Source organism: Mucilaginibacter sp. P2_A5, assembly GCF_056404995.1.
The window spans coordinates 73,070-93,397 of sequence record NZ_JBFUCY010000027.1 but is presented as its reverse complement, the minus strand read 5'-3'; the positions used below and the strand labels follow the sequence as shown (position 1 = coordinate 93,397).

Annotated in this window: 16 protein-coding genes; 12 read left to right on the top strand and 4 right to left on the bottom strand. The window is 43.6% G+C overall.

What is annotated here, in order from left to right; genetic code table 11:
- From AC1DXF_RS21855 to AC1DXF_RS21825, 7 genes are all read left to right on the top strand, one after another.
- The coding region (locus tag AC1DXF_RS21855; protein WP_477450827.1) for a cadherin-like beta sandwich domain-containing protein at window positions 1-970 on the top strand (970 nt) is incomplete at its 5' end.
- A 280-nt stretch (window positions 971-1,250) separates the two neighbouring features.
- Window positions 1,251-2,162: a PorP/SprF family type IX secretion system membrane protein gene (locus AC1DXF_RS21850; protein WP_477450826.1), complete on the top strand. Its 912-nt coding sequence runs from the start codon at window positions 1,251-1,253 to the stop codon at window positions 2,160-2,162.
- Window positions 2,163-2,314: 152 nt separating this feature from the next.
- Window positions 2,315-2,968, top strand: coding sequence for a hypothetical protein (locus AC1DXF_RS21845; RefSeq protein ID WP_477450825.1), 654 nt, complete (start codon window positions 2,315-2,317; stop codon window positions 2,966-2,968).
- Window positions 2,969-3,021: 53 nt separating this feature from the next.
- Window positions 3,022-4,629: a Dyp-type peroxidase gene (locus tag AC1DXF_RS21840; protein ID WP_477450824.1), complete on the top strand. Its 1,608-nt coding sequence runs from the start codon at window positions 3,022-3,024 to the stop codon at window positions 4,627-4,629.
- 16 nt (window positions 4,630-4,645) lie between these two features.
- Window positions 4,646-6,730 (top strand): ferritin-like domain-containing protein, encoded by a 2,085-nt coding sequence (locus AC1DXF_RS21835; protein ID WP_477450823.1) that lies wholly within the window; start codon window positions 4,646-4,648, stop codon window positions 6,728-6,730.
- Window positions 6,731-6,747: 17 nt separating this feature from the next.
- Window positions 6,748-7,668, top strand: a complete 921-nt coding sequence (gene bufB / locus AC1DXF_RS21830) for an MNIO family bufferin maturase (protein WP_477450822.1) — start codon at window positions 6,748-6,750, stop codon at window positions 7,666-7,668.
- Window positions 7,661-8,521, top strand: a complete 861-nt coding sequence (locus AC1DXF_RS21825; RefSeq protein WP_477450821.1) for an HvfC/BufC family peptide modification chaperone — start codon at window positions 7,661-7,663, stop codon at window positions 8,519-8,521. The genes bufB and AC1DXF_RS21825 overlap by 8 nt, the downstream gene beginning before the upstream one ends.
- 99 nt (window positions 8,522-8,620) lie before the next feature.
- On the opposite strand, the gene AC1DXF_RS21820 is transcribed toward AC1DXF_RS21825, so the two are convergent.
- The 4 genes from AC1DXF_RS21820 to AC1DXF_RS21805 all read right to left on the bottom strand — a co-directional run bounded on the left by AC1DXF_RS21820 (window position 8,621) and on the right by AC1DXF_RS21805 (window position 11,873).
- Window positions 8,621-9,145: a hypothetical protein gene (locus AC1DXF_RS21820; protein ID WP_477450820.1), complete on the bottom strand. Its 525-nt coding sequence runs from the start codon at window positions 9,143-9,145 to the stop codon at window positions 8,621-8,623.
- Between the two features lie 195 nt (window positions 9,146-9,340).
- The gene (locus AC1DXF_RS21815; RefSeq protein WP_477450819.1) at window positions 9,341-10,903 is read right to left on the bottom strand and encodes a M20/M25/M40 family metallo-hydrolase; all 1,563 of its coding nucleotides are present in this window, start codon (window positions 10,901-10,903) and stop codon (window positions 9,341-9,343) included.
- Between the two features lie 130 nt (window positions 10,904-11,033).
- Entirely contained in the window at window positions 11,034-11,417 is a 384-nt protein-coding gene (locus AC1DXF_RS21810) for a LiaF domain-containing protein (RefSeq protein WP_477450818.1), read from the bottom strand.
- A gap of 123 nt (window positions 11,418-11,540) precedes the next feature.
- Window positions 11,541-11,873, bottom strand: coding sequence for a hypothetical protein (locus AC1DXF_RS21805; RefSeq protein ID WP_477450817.1), 333 nt, complete (start codon window positions 11,871-11,873; stop codon window positions 11,541-11,543).
- 249 nt (window positions 11,874-12,122) lie between these two features.
- Between AC1DXF_RS21805 and AC1DXF_RS21800 the strand changes: the two genes are divergently transcribed.
- The 5 genes from AC1DXF_RS21800 (at window position 12,123) to AC1DXF_RS21780 (ending at window position 20,314) form a co-directional block, all read left to right on the top strand.
- Window positions 12,123-13,544: a chondroitinase-B domain-containing protein gene (locus AC1DXF_RS21800; RefSeq protein WP_477450816.1), complete on the top strand. Its 1,422-nt coding sequence runs from the start codon at window positions 12,123-12,125 to the stop codon at window positions 13,542-13,544.
- A 23-nt stretch (window positions 13,545-13,567) separates the two neighbouring features.
- Window positions 13,568-15,631, top strand: a complete 2,064-nt coding sequence (locus tag AC1DXF_RS21795) for a discoidin domain-containing protein (protein WP_477450815.1) — start codon at window positions 13,568-13,570, stop codon at window positions 15,629-15,631.
- A 165-nt stretch (window positions 15,632-15,796) separates the two neighbouring features.
- Window positions 15,797-17,224, top strand: coding sequence for an alpha-L-fucosidase (locus AC1DXF_RS21790; RefSeq protein ID WP_477450814.1), 1,428 nt, complete (start codon window positions 15,797-15,799; stop codon window positions 17,222-17,224).
- A 35-nt stretch (window positions 17,225-17,259) separates the two neighbouring features.
- On the top strand, window positions 17,260-18,150 hold the full coding sequence (locus AC1DXF_RS21785; protein WP_477450813.1) for an AraC family transcriptional regulator: 891 nt from the start codon (window positions 17,260-17,262) through the stop codon (window positions 18,148-18,150).
- Window positions 18,143-20,314, top strand: coding sequence for an alpha-galactosidase (locus AC1DXF_RS21780; RefSeq protein WP_477450812.1), 2,172 nt, complete (start codon window positions 18,143-18,145; stop codon window positions 20,312-20,314). Before AC1DXF_RS21785 ends, AC1DXF_RS21780 begins: the two co-directional genes overlap by 8 nt.
- Window positions 20,315-20,328 lie beyond the last annotated feature (14 nt).

Sequence of the window (20,328 nt, the reverse complement as noted above, 5' to 3'; positions counted from 1 at the left end):
AAGTAATCCTGCTTTGAGCTCATTAAGCCTGAGCCCAGCTTCTACGCTGACAGTTATAACGGGCAGCAGCACGGTAAATTATCAAACGTCGGTATTGGCTTCGACGTCAAGCATAACTGTTACGGCTGCAAGTGCAGATCCAAACGCGGTAATAAGGATTGAGGGCAATGTGGTGTTGAGCGGAAGCGCATCTGCACCGATAACGCTGAACGAAACCGGAGCAACTGTTATTCTTGTTTCTGTAACAGCCGAAGATGGTGCCACTATTCGTACATATTCCATTACCGTGTACAAAAACGGATCAAGTAATACTTCAATAAGTTCATTGGCATTAAGCCCTTCAAGCCCATTGTCGGTAACAACGGGTACCAGTAATATAAATTATCAAACCTCGGTATCGGTTACTACAGCTACTGTTGCCGTTGTAGCTACAGCTTTAGACCCGAATGCAGTGATACGGATTGAGGGCAATACGGTAGCCAGCGGGGTTACATCCGCCCCGATAACACTAAATGCAACCGGATCAACTACAATCCATATTTCAGTTACAGGGCAGGATGGTGTCAGCGTCCGTACTTATTCCGTTGTCGTAAATAAAAATGATCCGGGTAATATGAGCTTAAATTCATTGCTTTTAAACCCGCCAACCGGTATTGCAAAAAAATCAAATGACGTTGCCAGCCGAAATATCACCGTTCACCAGGCCTTGTCACCAAATAGCGATGGTATTAACGATGTGTTCACCATTGATGGTATTGAAAATTATGCCGATAACCGCCTGAGCATCATGAATGCCGGCGGGGCATTGGTATACGATGTAAAAGGCTACGGAAGTAACGGTAACGTGTTTAATGGCCACTCCAACAAGAGCGGAGCGATGCAGAAACCGGGAACTTACTACTACTCGTTAGAATATAAGGATGGTAACGAAACTAAACGTAAAACAGGTTATATCATCCTGAAATATTAACAGGAACCGAGCAGAGGCCTGACAAGGAATATTAATAACCCCGGTTGCTGATACTAAATAGGCAACCGGGGTTTGCCGTAATTTATCTGCCAATGAAGGGTGAAAATAGCTGGTTAAGGGCGGCAATTTAGGCTGATAAACCCCTTGGTCAAGTTTATAATTCAAGCTATCATTACTAAGTTTTTCATGAGCAGGTTACGAGGGATTAAGTCCGAAAATTAGCCTTGCATGAAAGAGTAATAACTTAACACTAAACACACCGGATAACAGGATTACAAAAATGCTCAATAAAAAAAATACGATAACGCTGAGCCTGGTACTTGCATTGGCAACTTGTAGCAAGGTTTTTGCACAACAACAAATTTATAGTTACAGCCAATATGCAGATAACCTTACGGCGGTTAACCCGGCGTACTCAATACTTGATAAGGCCGGATCGGTAAGCGTGTTAGGGCGTAAACAATTTATAGGTATAGATGGCGCGCCGAGCAGCCTGATGCTAAATGCTAATTTTCCAATCGAGTCGATAACAGGCGCGGCGGGGGTATATGTATTGAATGACCAGGCTGCCGTTGAGCACCAGATAGAGTTTAACGCGTTTTTTGCAAAGGGTATTCAGCTTACTCAAACCGATTACCTCGCTGTGTCGCTAAATGCCGGGGTTCGCAATTATGTTGGCAATTACTCCCAGCTTGATGCATCAGACCCACAGTTTATGAATGATGTGCGAGAAACCAAACCTAATATTGGCTTTGGGGTAATGTTCTATAGCGCTAATTATTACGTGGGTTTATCGGTTCCCGAGTTTACCATCCGCAGCCTGGGTACAGCATCGGAGCAGCAGGCCAATTACCTGCGTACGCATTACTACTTTGCAGGGGCCTACCTGGCCGATGTAAGCGACGATGTAAAGGTTAAACCCGCCACACTGGTTAGTTATGTGAACGGATCGCCTGTTTTGGCCAATATATCGGGTACATTGTACCTGAAGGAACAATTGGGGATAGGCTTAAATTACCGTACCGATAAAAAAGCAGCGGCTATGTTATCGGTAATTGGTAAAGCATTCAGGGTAGGGTATAGCTACCAGTTTGGCACGTCATCAAATAACCTGGGTGGTGTTAATATCACCACCCATGAAGTAAGCATAAGTTACCGGTTTGGAAATGTAACCGGGAATAAATTATTATAAACCAGAATATCAAAGTACAATCTTAAAAACCCTTTAATAGCCTTTAAAAAGCTAAGCGTGAAAACTTTGCCCTTGTTTTTGATAAAACCAACAGGCGGATACCGAAAAGCCTTAAAAGAGTAGGTGCAAAAAACTAACCTAACAACTATACCATGGCAACTTCTATCAAACGGTTAATTCAATCAGAGCAGCAGCACATGCTACTTTTGTTTCTGCCCTTAAAAGACAATTCGGCCGACAAAGTACAGCATGCTTTAACAACCCTTAAACAGGCAACGGCGCCGCTTAACGACATGCGGGCTTCAACTGGCGTTCACTTTTCTATGTTTTATCATTTGCCTAAAGGGCAGTCGGCAGGCCTGCCTATCCCAAGTTTTCAGGCTATGGACGATAGGGGCTTGTTTGTTGTACAGGCAATTTACGATGCCGATTTTGAACCTTATATCAAATCATTTGTCGACAACGATTTTATTGCCGGTTTACTTGACGCTATCATCGGTGAATTGAACGAAGATGGTATTGTAGAACCTACTGATCCAACTTCGGCCGCCCGTATCATCGAAAAAGGTGGTGTTAAAAATAGCCCGGCTGCATTTAATTGTTTATTAATGCGGTATAATTTTTCTGATCCAACAATTCCGGCTGCCACAAAGCCCAAAATGGGGCAAAAGTTTATTCTTAATTATACTTTTCCTGGCTTAACCATAGGTAAAATATTGGCAAACTATCCCGATGCCCAGGTACTGTGGCCGTCAAAGCCGGAAGATATCGAGTTTGATCCGTCAGATCCGCCTTCTGAATGTTAAATTATTATCGGGCCCCTCATTAAGCGGAGCCTCACTTAAAAACCTATTTTGCCATGACGAATCTAAATCAAGACGAGATTGATACCCTTATCGAACCCATTCCCAACTTTAACGACATACAAGGCTTAATACTCCGCGGTTATAATTTCCCCTACATCCGTTACATTGTATTTAAAATAAACGACAGAGAGGGGGCGCAGTATTTTTGTAAAAAACTGCTGCCAGGTAGTAACGGACTGCTTAATGTTACCACCGCCGCTTCCTGGAAACCAGGGTACAAACCAGATTATTGCTTAAATATTGGCTTTACGGCCCAGGGCCTTAAAATATTAATTGACAAGGATCCGCAAAAACCAGTAAATTTTAACAGAGTTAGCGGAGATAGCTTTGAGTTTTTTAATTCATTTAAACCGGGCGCTGTAAAACGTGCTGATATCCTTGGCGATATTGGTAATAGCGCACCAGATTTATGGTGGCAAAGGTCAGAAGGTTGGCTTAATCGCGAAGTACCACCGCTTGCTGATGGATCAGACCTGCACATACAGATCAGTATTTTTGCGCATAATGGCCAAAGCCTTGAAAGCTATTATCAAAACCTTTTAACAATGATCCCCGCAGGTACTCATGGGCCGGCCGTAACCGCTGTGTTTTTTAAAGATTCGGAACCATTGCCTAAGGGCGATGATTATATTCATTTTGGTTATAAGGATAGTTTCTCGCAGCCCCGGCTTAACACGGTACCCTGGAATATTAAAGACGAACGTTTGTTATCGGGCAAGGGTGGTATCGACGACAGGGAAATTGTACCTACTGATCAATTTGTTATCAATATCAAAAAATATCCAAGGGAAGGCTCGCCTACAATATTTGCCCCCCACCCGTTGCTTGAAAACGGGAGTTTCGCCGCTTTTAGATTATTATACCAGGATGTTAAAGCCTTTAATAAATTTATTAATAAAGTTCCGGAAGGCGGAAAACCTGAGGATGCAAACCCCGAATTGGTAGCTGCTAAAATGTGCGGCCGATGGTTTGATGGAACGCCGCTGGTAGTATCGCCTCATAAACCGAATCCAAATCTGAAAGATTTTGATTTTACCAATTTTAACTACATTGAAGCTACTCCTAACCAAAAAGGCGACGGCGACAATGACGATCTGGGGCGATTATGTCCATACGCCGCCCACATCAGGCGTACCAACCCAAGGGACGATACTAAAGTAGTTGGAAATAAGGATGACGAGGGCAAACCAAATTATGCCAAAGGGCGCCGGATTATGCGCCGGGCGGGCCCTTATGGCCCCGATTATGTTGAAAATGAACCGGAGGGCATTCAAAGGGGTTTAGTTGGCCTGTTTATTTGCGCCAACTTAACCGACCAGTTTGTATTTATCATGAAAATGTGGATAAATCGCGGTGGTTTCAGACCTGGTTATGATAGCCCTAATGCAAGTGGCGTCGACCCGTTATTTGGGCCGGCCAAAGAAACAGATTCAACGGATTTTTATTTCCTGCCCGAGGATGAAACCGATAAAAACTATCAAAAAATGACAGGTCTGGAGCGTTTTATCCGTACAGATGGCAGCTTGCTTTTGTTCTTGCCTGGAATAAAAGCGCTTGAAGATATATCAAATGGTATAATACCAACTACGCCACAATCATAACCTAAAAAACTTAACCATGAAAAGTACCTTACTATTTACGCACGACGACCGGCTCAAAAATCGCCCGGTTTCATTTAAAGAAGTTGACGAACAGGCCTTGCACGCTATTGTACAGGCTGCCGTGAACGTCGAGTTGTTTACCATTCCTTTGTACATGACCTCGTTATACTCTCTGCAGGGGATGCATGAGATGAACAGCAAGGGCAATAACTTTTACCTGGGCCGCACCTGGCCTGGTATGGCGGCAACTGCCAAACCTGCAACGGCAAATGAAAAGGCATTTAATGCTGTTTTTAGTGTTTTTGTGGCCGAAATGCTGCACCTGCAAATTGTATCAAACCTGGCCAAAGTGGTTGGGTACGACCCTAAGTTTACCTGCGAGCCCTTACAGGACGAGGAAACTTACGCCTGGAAATGCTATGGCGATGACAAAACCGTATTGCCGCACATCCTCGATTTTAAAGATTGCGTTGCTCCATTTGACAAAGTAAAAGTTAAAACAGGAGCAATGAATAAAGAACAGGTACGCTTATTTTTGGCCATTGAGCAAACCGAAACTGATGCCGAAAAATTGATTGACCCTGATAAAATTGCTAAATACAGTGAGAAAGCACCTTTTGATAATTGGAAACCTGGTACCGATTTACCTTTCTTTGGATCGATAGGGAACATGTACCTGCAATTGTGGAATTACCTGTCCATAACCTATACCGATGGCGCGACCCTTTGGGATATTGTTTTTGAAAAAGGAAAGGGCGGGGGGGATGTAGCCGTACAAAAGGAAATTTTTAACCCGGAGAGGCTCGATCCTGAAACAGAACCAGATCCGAAGGATCCGGGCGATGATGAATACCCTGGTATTGCTACCAGTATCCAGAATACCGAATCGGAAGCTGCCCTGCTGGATGCCATGAACATGATTAACGGCATTACCGACCAGGGTGAAGGCGGCGGTGTAATTAAACAAATCCTGGATAGGATGAATAAAAGCAAGGACACCCATCAGCATGTTAACCTAAGCGCCGTGCAAGACCAGTTTAGGCCAAGTTGCCCGGTTTTGAAGAATAAATATCCCTCCTATACTGCTACAGGTGCCGATGCGTCATCGGCCAAAGCCGATGCCCGCGACACATTTGGCAAAATGGACCATTATGAAACTTTTGCTTTTGTTATGAATTTGCTGATGGAGGGACAGATTGAAACCTGGGACCAATGGCATGCGAAAGGAAATTCATGGTCGGCCGAATCATTACAAACCGCAGCTTATGATCCTTCACACAATCCTCAGCTGCCTGCATCGGGCGATATTGCCGGCGCTTTAAACAGGTTAAAGCTTAATGATACTGCCGATGCTAAAAACTTTGAGCTATTTAGCCGCGCCTCTACAGGCGCCATAGCCGGTGTAACCAAAGTACTTAACGATTATTTTAAAAACCCTAAAACACAATTCCCTTACCCATCAATGGGAGGCTCGGGCGATAGAATGTCAATCTGCTGGGCTGTTTTTGGTAAGGCGCCAGACATCAGCCTCGGCGTAACCTCGCCGCATGATAAACCAATAGACCGCACCCAACACCTTTACCATGCCTGTCAGGGAATGAGCCTGGATGATGTGTTGAAAGATGATCCGGAAACCTGTGCAACAACAGCCATTTACCATACCTGCAAAGGATCAAACGACTGTAAAACCGAAGGTGGTTGCGGCTTTGTTCAGAAAACTACAGGCGGCGGGCTGTGCGGTGGCAAGGCTACTGCTTTTTATAAAACACAACCCGGATGGCCTGCAGCAAACGCTTTGCCTTTTAGCCCGCCGGCAGATAATGCCTGCAAAGCTTTGGGTGGCTGCGCTGTTCCTATTTCGGCATCACAAATGTACCCTGCCCTAAAAGATGGAGAAGAGTACCGGATGCAACTATATGATTTTGGCAGCAAGCCCGATTTCAAACCAAAATCATTTGGTATTCTTGAGTACGAAAAAGGTGAACTGGTTTATGATGTAGCCTGGAAAGCCTATCGGGCAGTTTTAGAGAAGAGGGGATTGCCCGTACCTGAAAAATCAAAACCAAGCGACCTGCGTTTAGCATTCCCGCCATCAACCTAAAAATAAAAGCATACCAAATGAGCAACAATATTTTACCACGCCTGGGCCTGCCAAATTTGGGCCTTGGCGTGGGTTTACGAAACAAGCATTTTAATTACCTGCTGCATAACCCCGCGCAGGTAGACTGGTTCGAGATCATCAGCGAAAACTTTATGGATGATTTTGGCTTTGCCCGCCACGTGCTGATGCATGTGCGCAAACAGGTACCTGTGGTAATGCACGGGGTATCGCTATCAGTTGGCAGTACCGACCCTATCAATTTTAAATACCTGGAAAAAATAAAAGCGTTGGCCGAAGCTATCGAGCCGGAGTGGATTTCGGATCATTTATGCTGGACGGGAGTTGCTTATACCAACACGCATGATCTGCTGCCTATGCCCATGACGCAGGAGAGCCTAATCCACGTTTGTGAGCGGGTGATGCGCATCCAGGATTATTTAAAGCGGCCGCTGATATTGGAAAATCCATCAACTTATTTGCAGTTTAAGGCATCAACCATATCCGAGTGGGGCTTTTTATCGTCATTGGCTACTACAACAGGTTGCGGGCTATTGCTTGATGTAAACAATGTATTTGTATCGGCAACAAACCATGGTTTTGATGGCGCTAATTATATTAATAATTTGCCGCATCAGCATATTGTGCAAATGCATATTGCCGGCCCGACAGATTGTGGCGACCTGCTGATTGATACCCATGACCAGCCCGTACCATCTGAAGTATGGAAATTGTACGCCCGGGCACAGCAATTAACCGGCGGTGTAAGTACCCTGCTGGAGTGGGACGCTAAAATACCTGATTACCCCGATTTGCTGATAGAACTTTATAAAGCCCGCGAAGTTTTAAAAGGAAACATCCCCGTTCAGGGCATTAATAAATCGGAACATCAGCCTGTATCAAACCCGGTTGAATTTCAACTGCAGGCGGCAAATGGCTAAGGATCAAAAACTGGCACTCTTGCAAAACTGGCTCACAACCGTAGTGATGACGCCAGGACACTTGCCCCAAAAACTGGGGCAGGCATGGCATTTGCACGGCCTTGATGAAACTGACGTGGTAGTTACTGATGAGGGCAAAGCATCGGTTTATACCCGCCTGAACGTTTATAGCTCCGGATATTTACTGCGCCTGCTGGAATGTATGTATGCCGATTATGCCATCAGCCGGAAATTTATGGGCGATGAAGTGTTTGATAGCTTTGCCAAAGCTTACTTACTATACCACCCATCAACTTCATTTACTTTGTATGACCTGGGCAAGTCTTTTCCTGCCTTTTTAGCCAAAACAAAACCACCTGTTATCCCTGGCGATGAACAGGGGTTTGATGATTTTATGAATTTGCCCATAGCTTTTGCCAAACTGGAACGTGCCCGGCAGGAAGCCATACGCGCGCCGGGAACAGAGGGTGCCACAGAACACGACCAGGAGATCAATATACAGGGTATCCTGTTTGGTACCGTTAAAGTAATTACTCCCGGCTGCCTGCAATTGCTGGAGTTGGATTTTCCTATGATCCGTTTTTTTACGTCGGTTTACAAGGACGAGGATTATGAACTGCCATCGCCACAAAAAACGTTCACCGCGGTGAGCCGTAAAAATTTCGGGGTCACGATGACCGAGCTCACCGAGGTTCAATACACGTTACTTTCTGTATGCCAGGCGGGCGACAATTTGTATGATGCGATAACTACCACGGCATCGTTTTGTAAAATACCTCCATCCGAATTATTGGCCGATGTATTCCTTTGGATACCCCAGTTCATGAAAAACGGTTTAATGGATTGGGCGTGACGCGATAATGTGTCGCTTTAAAACGGTTGTTGTTTTAATTTAAAACTAATTTATTATGTGATATTTGTGTTAAATGTTCCGTATTTATGCCCGGTAAAATCAATCAAAATCATGATCAACCGGTGATAAAATAACGCCGTGGTGCGCGTTTACCACGCCATTTGCATAGCCATTTTTATCAACAAACATTTTTTCGTTTTCAATAAAGAAGTGTACCTCGCCTACGTTAAAGTTACCTTTAATGTTAACCACACGGTCGGGTTGCTGGGCGTTAATCTCGTTAAGAATGTGGCTTGATAGCCCGTGAAACTCGTGCTTATCCATTTGGTAAACATCAAGCACAGGTTCGTGGTGGCCCGTTTGGTATACTTTAATGCGGAAATCGTTTATTTGCAGGCGAATATCTGTTCTGTCTGCAACAACATTATCGGTAATATTTAATGCCCTGCCATCAGTAGTAGCAATATGGGCATCAATGCGCAGCGGCTGATTTTCGTTACTTTTTTGCTCATTGTAATAAGTTAGTATCCGCAAAAACTCTACGCTGTTGTTGCCATCATTTACGGTAAGCGTACGTTGTTCGCTTAAAAAGATGGTGGTGCCAAAAATAAATGCATGTTTCATAACTTTATGTGTTGGTTTATCTAATCAACAAGTTATAAAAGCGCAAAAAGTTTTAATGAAAAACATATTGTTACACAACGTAATAAAGCAAAAAAGCTCCCGGCCCAAACCGGAAGCTTTTTGATATAAAGCGTTGATAAATGTACAATGTTAAAACGCTTGCTTTTCCTCGGTTCATTGTACTGTTTTAATCAACTACTTGTCCAACCCGCCCCTTCGGGTGGCCTTGGTTTGTACCGGCCATTTGATGCCCTCGGTTTTGGTATTGGTTGTTTTTACTGGGTCTTCGCTGGCCATATAGGCCATTATAGCGGCCAGGATGGCGTTGTTTTTTAAGTCATCAAATACTACCTTATCGTATGTATCCCTGTTGGTATGCCAGGTATATGACCCGTAAGACCAGTTGAGCGAACTTAATGAAAACCCCGGGGCGCCTACCGCGACAAACGAGGCGAAATCGGAGCCCCCGCCACCCGGCTGGCCGGGAAAGTTGGTTTTAATCCTGTTTTTTATGGTATCGGGTACAGCCGCAAGCCACCTGGTTAAATAATCTTTTGATTCAACAAACCCCTGGCCGCCAATATTAACAACACGGCCGGTACCGTTATCCTGGTTAAACAAAGCCTGCAGGTTTTTAACTATTTCGGGATGGTCTTCTACAAAAGCGCGCGAACCATTCAATCCTTCTTCCTCGCTGCCCCAGTGGCCAACTAAAATGGTACGTTTTGGGTGAGGATAGTATTTTTTGAGCAGGCGCATAGCCTCCATCATGGTAAGGGTGCCGGTGCCGTTATCTGTAGCGCCCGTGCCGCCGTCCCATGAGTCAAAATGGGCGCTTAGCATTACATATTCATCAGGTTTTTCTGTGCCCCTAATCTCGGCAATGGTGTTAAAGGTTGGCACTACACCCAGCTCCTTTGATTCGCAATGAATGCTGATCTTAGGGCTGCTGCCCGATTCGGTTAGGCGGTAAAGCATACCATAGTCCTCTAATGCTATATCAACAGTAGAGACTATTTTGGTATAAGCGCCAAAAATTTTATCAACCCCAAAACCTGCCGACCAGTTATTGGTGATAATACCGGCCGCGCCGGCGTTTTCAAGGGCAACGGGCAATGTTTTATTGGTAAAACCGGTTTTGCTGATGCGCTTTTTCCAGGCGTCGGTTTGGGCGGTACGGGCGGCTTTCATCCTGTCGAACGAATCTTTGGTTGCAAATTCGGTCCAGTTATAATCGGGCCGGCCGGTTGGCTGGCACATGGATATCAGCACAAACTTGCCTTTTACATTAGGCAGCCATTGCTGAAAAGCAACGGAATCGGCCAGGTCGGGCAGGATGATGAGTTCGGCAGTCACCGTTTTTTTGCCCATGCCGGGGCTCCAGGCCAGTTGGGTGCCTTCTAATGATTTTACGCGGGGCGATACCATATCTATATGCGAAACACCGCGTTCCCAGCCGCGCCACTCGCCCCATTTTTCGTTATGGGCCTGTATATCCCAGCTTTTGTATTTGGCTACGGCCCAATCATTGGCCTGTTTCATTTGCGGTGTACCAACCAAACGTGGGCCTATGCCATCAAAAAGTTGATGGGCCAGGTCTTCCAGTTGTGAGTTGCCGGTTTCCTCGGTCATGATGTTGTTGATAACAGGATTGGCAGATTGCGCGTTGGCAACACCACTATAAAGTAAAGCGCCCACAACAAATGGCCTTGCCTTGTGCCACATCTGAAGGCCGAAATTTAGGTTAATGTGTTTCATGAACCTAATTTAGGGAAAAGGAGGGAGGCATTGGCAGAAACTGATCGTAGGTAGAATAATTGTTACAATTGTCGCCAATGAATAGAATTTAGCAGGTATATGGATTCTGCATTGCTTCAAATGATTCTATTCAATCCTCCAGGTCGTTCACAATTTCAACAGCTGCAAAAAACGAGAGGCCTTTAAGCACCAAAATTTTATCTGATTTTTGTTTCCTGGTGATGTAACTCCGGTTATCTTCCAGTTGAGAGGCAAAATGGGTTATATCCGCTTCAATTTGCCAGTTGGAGGGGATTACGATGGTTACCTGGCCAAATGCCTGCGATATATCTATGCAGGCAAGTCCTGTAATATCGGCCTGGGTAAAATCCAGTTCAGTGCTGCCGAATACATTCTTTACACTGCCTCCTTTAAAATCTTTTGAAATTATGCTTCTTTTTATCTCGCCAAAAATGGTTGAAGTATCAAAGCTATCGTTGGCGTTTTGGGTCATGGTTCCTGATAAAATGTTCATATCCTTTGATTTAATCGTCGAACAAAAGTAAGCAACACAGCCGCCGCCGAAACCCAAAGTTTGCAGAATGGTAAAAGTTGTCGGTAAAAGTGGGGATTATGTCGGTAAACTAAACGGTAATGTTTAATTTAAATTGGCTACCCCTCTGAAAAATTGTATCGCGCCAAAAAGTATTGCTCCCCAAAATATAAAGCCGATATGGGCCAGTGTCAGTATCAGGCCGCCGCCACACCATAATGCGCCGTAAAGCATATCTTTTTTTGCTTTTTCTTTTTTCGCGTCGATAACTTGCCGTTTCAGCATGTTGGCAATGTATTCTGCATTTCCGGCATCTAAGCCGCGGCTAATCAGGGCTGCTTTTACTTCGAATACGTTTTTGCCTGCCATAAACAGGTTACATGCATACTGATACATTTGGTCAAAAGTATCCTGGGTTATGGTTGCTGTTTCTTCCATTGTGATAAGTTATAAGGTTTATTATGCCGACATGATTGCCGACACTTTAAATTTATTTATTGTAACTGGTTTTTGCAATAGCTGGTAAAATAATTTTGAAAAGGATGTTGCACTGCCTGGTATATGTTGAGCCGGCCAGTCAGCAATGGAGTCAATTAAGTATATTAATTAGCTTTTTTATATGATTAAATCAATAGGAATTAAGCCGAGGTTAGCATTAATATATCCATCCAATAAAAACCTATGATAATGCTTAAAAAACACCTCCGGATTTATTTTAAAAATAAAGGCGCCAGATTAGCTTTTGTACTTGCGATTTTATTGTCGTTGTCATCAGAAGCACTTTTAGCAAATACTATTACGGTGTCTTCTATTGCCGGTTTGCAAAAGGCCATTAAAGGGGCAAAACCGGGCGATGTGATTTTGCTGACTAATGGTGTTTATACAACAACAGAAGATATAATTGTTAATAATAAAGGAACGGAGAAGGAGCCCATAACCATTGCCGCCCAAAACTTGGGCCGGGCAGAAATTACCGGGCAGGGTGGCTTTAGCCTGATGAACCCGGCTGCATATATTATTATACGGGGCTTTAAATTTACACATGCCGCCGGTCGTGCTAAAACAGGCATAGGTACAAGCTATTGCCGTTTTACACAAAACCTTTTTGAAAACCCGGGTGATGGCGAGGAGCTTACCGTTGCCGGTAGCGACCAGGAAATTGATTATAATACCTTTCAAAATAAGAATGCCATGGGACGGTTTATCGCTATCCGTGGCGAGGGCAAGCAAATTGCCGAAAGACTGCATATTCATCATAACTATTTTAATAATTTTGCCAGCCAGGGCGGTAAAAACGGTGCCGAAGCGCTTCAGTTTGGGTTAAGCGGTTTTAGCTTATCATCAAGCAATAGCATTGTTGAGTATAATTTATTTGAAAGGTGCCAGGGCGAGAATGAACTGATCTCGGTTAAAGCATCGGCAGTAACGCTTAGGTATAATACCGTTCGGGATTGTCCGGCTCAGTTTACTTTACGCCATGGCAACAAAAGTTTGGTTTACGGCAATTATTTCTTCAACACGCCAGGACTTCGCATTTTTGGCGACGACCACCTGATCTTTAGTAATTATTTTGAAAATTGCAGTTCGGCAATGGTAATTGGTAATGGCGACGGTGAAGTAGCTGATGGTGCACAATTAACAGCGCATGACCGGCCCGACAGGATATTGATTGGATTTAATACGTTGATTAACAATAAGGAAAATATTATTCAAACAGAACGTAAGAATGGAATGGGAGCCACTTATGTTACAGTAGTGAATAATATTATTCAGGGTGGGGGATCTGCGGCTGCTATTTCAGGGCCTTATACCAACCCGCAATGGGCAGGCAATATTTTGTATAATGTAAAGGATGCCGGTAATATACCAGCTGAGGGTTATAAAACAGTTGATCCTAAACTGGTTAAAACATCTTCAGGTACTTATCACGTTCAAGCTGGCAGTCCGGCCATTGATCATGCTGCTGCATCTTATCCAGCGGTTAGCGTTGACATGGATGGGCAGCTCCGTACCGCACCCTTTGACATAGGGGCGGATGAATTGAGCACAGCAACCGTTAAAGCACATGCTCTTGATGCAACAGACGTGGGTTATAATGCCAGGCATTAAGCGCAAAAGAATTAATTATGCCGATGAAAAATATTACAGCATTCATCCTATGCTGGTTAATTGCTGTTAACACATTTGCTCAAAAAGGGAGCAGCCAGTGGGTGTATCGCGATGCCAGCGGGAAATTAGCTTATAAAATCACCCTAAACGGCGATAAGATCATGGATTTTTCGCATGCTGGTTACAAGGGTGGCGGTGTGGCTTTGCCTGTTGTGCCTGCAAAGCGTTTCATAAAACCATCCGGCGAGGGAGACGATACCCAAATAATTCAGGAAGCTATTAACCAGGTGGCGGCTATGCCGTTAAATAACGGTTTCAGGGGAGCAGTGGAGCTGGCCCCCGGGGTATTTATTTGTTCTGGTCCAATCATTTTGTCAACACCAGGAATAGTATTGCGGGGTACTGGTAGTGGAGCTGGAAGAACTACAATTAAAATGGTTGGCAGTCCTCATACTGCTATAATAATTGGCCGAGGCAACATAAATGTGCCATTAGGAAAAACAGAAAGATCAGATAGCGACATAGTAAACACTACCAAAACCTTAATTACCGATGCTTATGTACCATCTGGCGCAATAGCTTTCACTGTGGCGGATGCCTCGGGATTTGCAATTGGGGATACCATAGCCATTAACAGACCGGTAACCGAAAGTTGGGTTCACTTTATGGGAATGGATAATATGACCCGCGAAGGTAAACCGCAAACATGGATCAAAACAAGCGCAACGGCTATTAACAAAAGAAGAATTACAGCCATTTCGGGCAACAAATTAACCGTGAATATCCCGCTTGCTGATTCTTATGATTCCAGGTTTTTAAACCCACCAGGTATTGAGGTTGCAAAAGTAAAGTCTGTATGGCGTGTTACACAGGTTGGGATAGAAAATATTCATATCCAATGCCCGCCCCTTGAAATTGATTATGGACATGCCCCCTATGCCGGTATACGCATTGGTGGTGATGATTGCTGGGTTAAAAATGTGTTTTGCGAAGAAACAATGAATACAACTGTACTTGCCGGCAGCAGGATCACCATGGAAAAGGTTATTGTTAAGCATACTTATGCAAATCTTGGCGCATCTAAACCAACGGATTTTAGTTTGGAAGGGAGCGAAAACCTGATTGACCGTTGCGAAATTACAGGTGGTAATACTTATTTTGTTTGGACATCTTCATTGATTCCGGGGCCTAATGTTTTACTCAATTGCACTTTTAGGGGTATAGGCAGTCGCATACAGCCCCACCAACGATGGGCTACCGGTCTATTGGTTGATAACTGTACGGTACCTGATGGAGGTATAGATTTTATGAACCGTGGTGCCGCAGGCTCTGGCCACGGCTGGACGATGGGCTGGGCCGTTGCCTGGAATTGCGTAGCCAAAACATATATAATCCAAAACCCGCCTGGTGCAGTAAACTGGGCTATCGGATGTATTGGCAAAAGAGAGCAAACAGCAAGGCTGTTTGACAGCAGTCCGGTTTTAACGGAAGGCAACTTTGATTCGCACGGCTTTCCGGTGGCTATACAAAGCCTTTACCTGGCGCAGCTGGCAGATAGGCTGGGAATAACAGCATTAAGAAATATAGGTTATGCGGAGAACACAGTACGTATGTTTCCTAATAAACAAGTAAAAGCCTCTCCGGTTAAAACAGATTATAATAAACCACCCGGTTTAAACCTGGCGCTAAACCGCCCGGTAAACACAAGCAATGTTAAAGATAATTTACGTGAATTTGGTGGCGAGAAAGCAATTGACGGCAACAGCAGTACTTATTGGTGTGCAGGCGAGGGCATAACAAAGGCTACGATTGAGATTGATATGGAAGGCCCTGTTAACATCAATACCTTTCAATTCAGCGAGGCGCTGGGGCAGCATATAAACAGCTATAAAATTGAAGCCCTTGTAAATAGCGACTGGAAATTATTAGCCGGAGGGAGTGGGGTTGTTGGAAAGAAACAGATCTTGAAATTTCCTGTCACCATAGCCTGGAAAGTTAAACTGACTATACTTAAAGCCAGCGGACCTATCGCCGTAAATAATTTAGGCCTGTATCTTGAGCAAACAGGCCCGAAGAACAAAATCTGACCCTACTATAACGTTTTCGTAGATTATTACCGATCCGAGGTGGTACCAAACATCATCGTGCTTGTATCTTAGGGTAAGAGCGGTGCAAACGCGTGCTCATAACCAATTAGCATAATTGCAAATCATTATAAACCATAGCGGTAACCCGCTAAAAAGTAAACCAATATGAAAAAACATTTTATAGCCTGTTTGCTATTGCTATTATTTACGCATACTGTTTTTGCTCAAAAAGAGCTTACCCGCGACGAACGTATGAAATGGTGGCGCGAAGCCCGTTTCGGAATGTTTATTCACTGGGGCGATTATGCCGGATTGGGAGGTGTGTACAAGGGGCACGAGGTAGGACGCGGCGGGGAGTGGATCATGAACAGGGGTAAAATTCCGGTAGCCGAATACCAACAGTACGCCCAAAAGTTTAATCCTGTAAAATATGACCCGGATGCCTGGGTAAAGCTGGCTAAAGAGGCAGGTATGAAATATATTGTAATAACTGCAAAGCATCATGATGGTTTTGCGATGTTTAAATCAAACGCCAGCAAATGGAATATTGCCGATGCTACACCTTATGGTAAAGATGTTTTAAAACCATTAGCCGCTGCTTGCCGCAAATATGGTATTAAACTTGGCTTTTATTATTCACAGGCTCAGGACTGGAACAACCCCGGTGGTGCAGCGGCACGTAAAATAAGCAGCGAGGGCTGGGCAAACCCCGATTCGGCAAAGATTGATGCCTATACCAAAGAAAACAGCGGCCATTGGGACCCTGCACAAACCTCAAGCACTATGGCTCAATATATTGATAAAGTAGCCGTACCGCAGGTAAAAGAGCTGCTTACTAATTATGGCGATGTTGCTGTAATTTGGTGGGATACGCCAACGGCAATGACGGACGAGTTTGCGCAAAAACTTCAGGACGCGTTAAAACTACAGCCCAATATCATCACTAACGACCGGCTTAAACGTCCCAATTTTGCCGGCGATTATAAAACACCCGAACAAAAGATCCCTAACCTTAGTGAGCTTGACGGAAAAGACTGGGAAACCTGCATGACCATGAATGGAACCTGGGGTTATAAAAGTTACGACCATAAGTGGAAAACTGCCGAAACTTTGATCCACAACTTAATTGATATAGCCTCAAAAGGTGGAAATTACCTGTTAAATGTTGGCCCTACTGCCGAGGGCGAGTTCCCGCAGGAAAGCATAACTACTTTAAAAAAAATGGGTGAATGGATGAAGGTAAACAGCGAGGCTATATACGCTACCAAGGCAAGCCCGTTACAACCGCTAAGCTGGGGGCGTTGCACCCTTAAGCCCGATGGTAAAAATACAATCCTGTATTTTTCTGTATTTAACTGGCCCGCCGATGGTAAACTGGTAATTCCAGGGTTAAAAAATGAAGTTGTTAGTGCTAAAATGCTTGAGGGGGGGAACGGTTTAAAAACCGGTGCAGGTAATGACGGCATAACTATAAATGTAACCGATAAGGCTGTTGATAGTATTGCAACAGTAATTAAGCTTGTGGTTAAGGGAGATGTGAATACCCAAACAGGCAAACTTGCCGGTGAAATAAAAACCGGGGCACTTGATTAATAATTTGAACTATTGTTAATGGTAAATTAAGTTAAATGAAACCACAATTGCTAAAAGTATCTTCTGGTCCGGCTCAGTCCTTTAGTGTACGGCGGGACCTGGTTCCTTCTATTAATAACAAATGGCATTATCATCCGGAAGTTGAGTTGATCCACTTTGAAAAAGGTAGCGGGACGCAATTTATAGGTGATAATATACGGCAGTTTAATACCGGCGATATTGTAATGGTAGGATCATATCTGCCGCATTACTGGCGGTTTGATGATATCTATTTTTCCAGGGAAAATAGTGCCGAAGTTGATATCAGGGTTGCTCATTTTTGTGAAAATTTTTGGGGAAATGATTTTTTGCAACTGCCGGAGAACAAGATGATAAAAACGGTTCTGGAAAAAGCCAGGCGTGGGATACAAATTACCGGAAAAGCAAAAAAAGCTATTGCCGAAATTATGGGAAGGCTGCTTGTAGCCGAAGGGGCAAAAAGAATATTATTATTGATGGAGGTATTAAATGCCATTGCCGAATGTGACCAGGCCGATACCTTATCATCAATAGGATTTAGCCCGAATGTTGAGGAGTCGCGAAATGACAGCATCAATGTTATTTATGAGTATTCACTGGCCAACTTTAAAAATAAAATACATATGGATGAACTTGCCGAATTGGCTGGGGTTAGTCCAAACTCATTTTGCCGGTATTTTAAATCGCGCACGCACAAAACTTATTCTAAATTTTTGCTGGAGATTAAAGTTGGGCATGCCTGTAAATTACTTATAGAAAACAGGCTGCCCTTAAAGCAATTATGTTATGAAAGCGGCTTCAACAATTTTGCAAATTTTCATAAATATTTTAAACGGATTACCGGCAAAAGCCCTTTAAATTATCAAAGAGAGTTTATCCAGGTAAAATCAACCTCTTTATATGAATAAATTAATACTACACATTTACTTAGCACTTTTTTTCGGCGGTGCTGTTGCAAGCGCGCAAACCGGTAAAGAAATAATAACTATTACCACAAAAAACACAAGTGTAGTACTTAAAGTAGGCGCCAATAACAGGATATACCAGGCATACCTGGGGAAACGGTTTTTAAATGAGGCAGATAATAGTTTAATTCCTAATAATAAACATGAAGCTTATATTACCGGGGGGATGGAAGACTTGCTACAACCCGCCATCCGCTTAATTCATAGCGACGGTAACCCATCGCTCGAACTAAGATATGTAAGCCACACAACAAAAAATTTAGACGAAAATATTTCAGAAACCAACATATTGCTGCAGGATCCCAAATATCCGGTGCAGGTAATATTGCATTACCAGGCTTTTAATAAGGAGGATATCATAAAATCGTGGGCCGAAATTAAAAATGATGAAAAAGGGGAAATAACCTTGGAAAATTACGCTTCATCTATGCTGCATTTTGAGGCTAAAGATTATTGGCTTACGCAGTTTCATGGTGATTGGGCCTCTGAAATGAAAATGCAGGAAAGCAAGCTTACAAGCGGCGTAAAAGAGATAGACAGTAAATTAGGCACCCGCGCCGATATGTACCAAACCCCGGTATTTTTCCTCGCACTAAATAAACCGGCAGATGAAACAACCGGGGAGTTAATTGCAGGCACATTAGCCTGGACAGGCAATTTTCAATTCCATTTTGAAATAGATGAACGCAACGCGTTAAGAGTAATATCGGGCATTAACCCCTATGCATCAGCCTATAAATTAAAAAAAGGCGAAACCTTTGTAACTCCGGCGTTTATTTTTACTTATTCAACTACAGGGAAGGGACAGGCGAGCCGGAATTTGCATCAATGGGCGCGCAATTATGGCGTACTGGATGGCAATAAACCGCGCCTCACCTTATTAAATAACTGGGAGGCTACACATGTTAATTTTGATGAAAAAGAACTGGTGGGCTTATTTGATGATGCTACAAAACTGGGTGTCGATCTGTTTTTGCTTGATGACGGATGGTTTGGAAATAAATATCCCCGCGATAACGACAAAGCGGGATTGGGAGATTGGCAGGAGAACAAGTCGAAACTACCAAACGGGATAGGCTATTTGGTTAAACAAGCTGAAGCTAAAGGACTAAAATTTGGCATCTGGCTTGAGCCGGAAATGGTAAATCCAAAAAGTGAGTTATATGAGCAGCATCCGGATTGGATTTTAAAATTACCTAACCGGGATGAAAATTATCAGCGCAACCAGTTGGTGTTAGATCTTACAAATCCTAAAGTAGCCGACTATGTATACCATACGGTGGTTGATATGCTAACTAAGAATCCTGGCCTGGCTTATATTAAATGGGATTGTAACCGGAGTATGGGTAATACCTGGTCGCCATATTTAAAGGATCGGCAGTCGGCATTGTTTGTTGACTATACTTTAAGCCTTTATAAAATCTTAGATCGTATAAGGCAAAAATATCCGCATTTACCTATTATGCTGTGTTCAGGAGGCGGGGGCCGTACCGACTATGGGGCTTTAAAATACTTCACCGAGTTTTGGCCCAGTGATGATACCGATCCACTGGAGCGTGTGTATATCCAATGGGGCTATAGTAATTTTTTCCCGGCCTTAACTATTTCAAGTCATGTTACGTCCTGGGGAAAACAATCTATCAAATTCCGTACAGATGTTGCCATGATGGGTAAGCTGGGGTATGATATTAAAGTAAGCAAAATGACCGATGAGGAATTGCAGTTTAGCAAGCAGGCTGTTAAAAACTATAGCCGGCTAAACAATACAATCTGGTTTGGCGATCTGTACCGTATTATTTCTCCCTACGATGAAAACCGCATGGTGGCTATGTATGTAAATGCCGAAAAGTCAAAGGCTGTTTTGTTTAATTACAACCTTAACACAAGGTATAAAGAAGTATTTAACAGGGTGCGGCTACAGGGATTGGACAATCAAAAATTATATAAAGTGGAAGAAACAAACCTTATGCCGGGCGCCAGGTCAAACCTTGCAGAAAATGGTCATGTTTTTAGTGGTGATTATTTGATGACCATGGGGCTTAATTTAACCCCGGGGAAGTTAATCCCGTTAACCAGCATGGTAATAGAGATAAATTCAGAGAATTAAAATTAATATAAGCT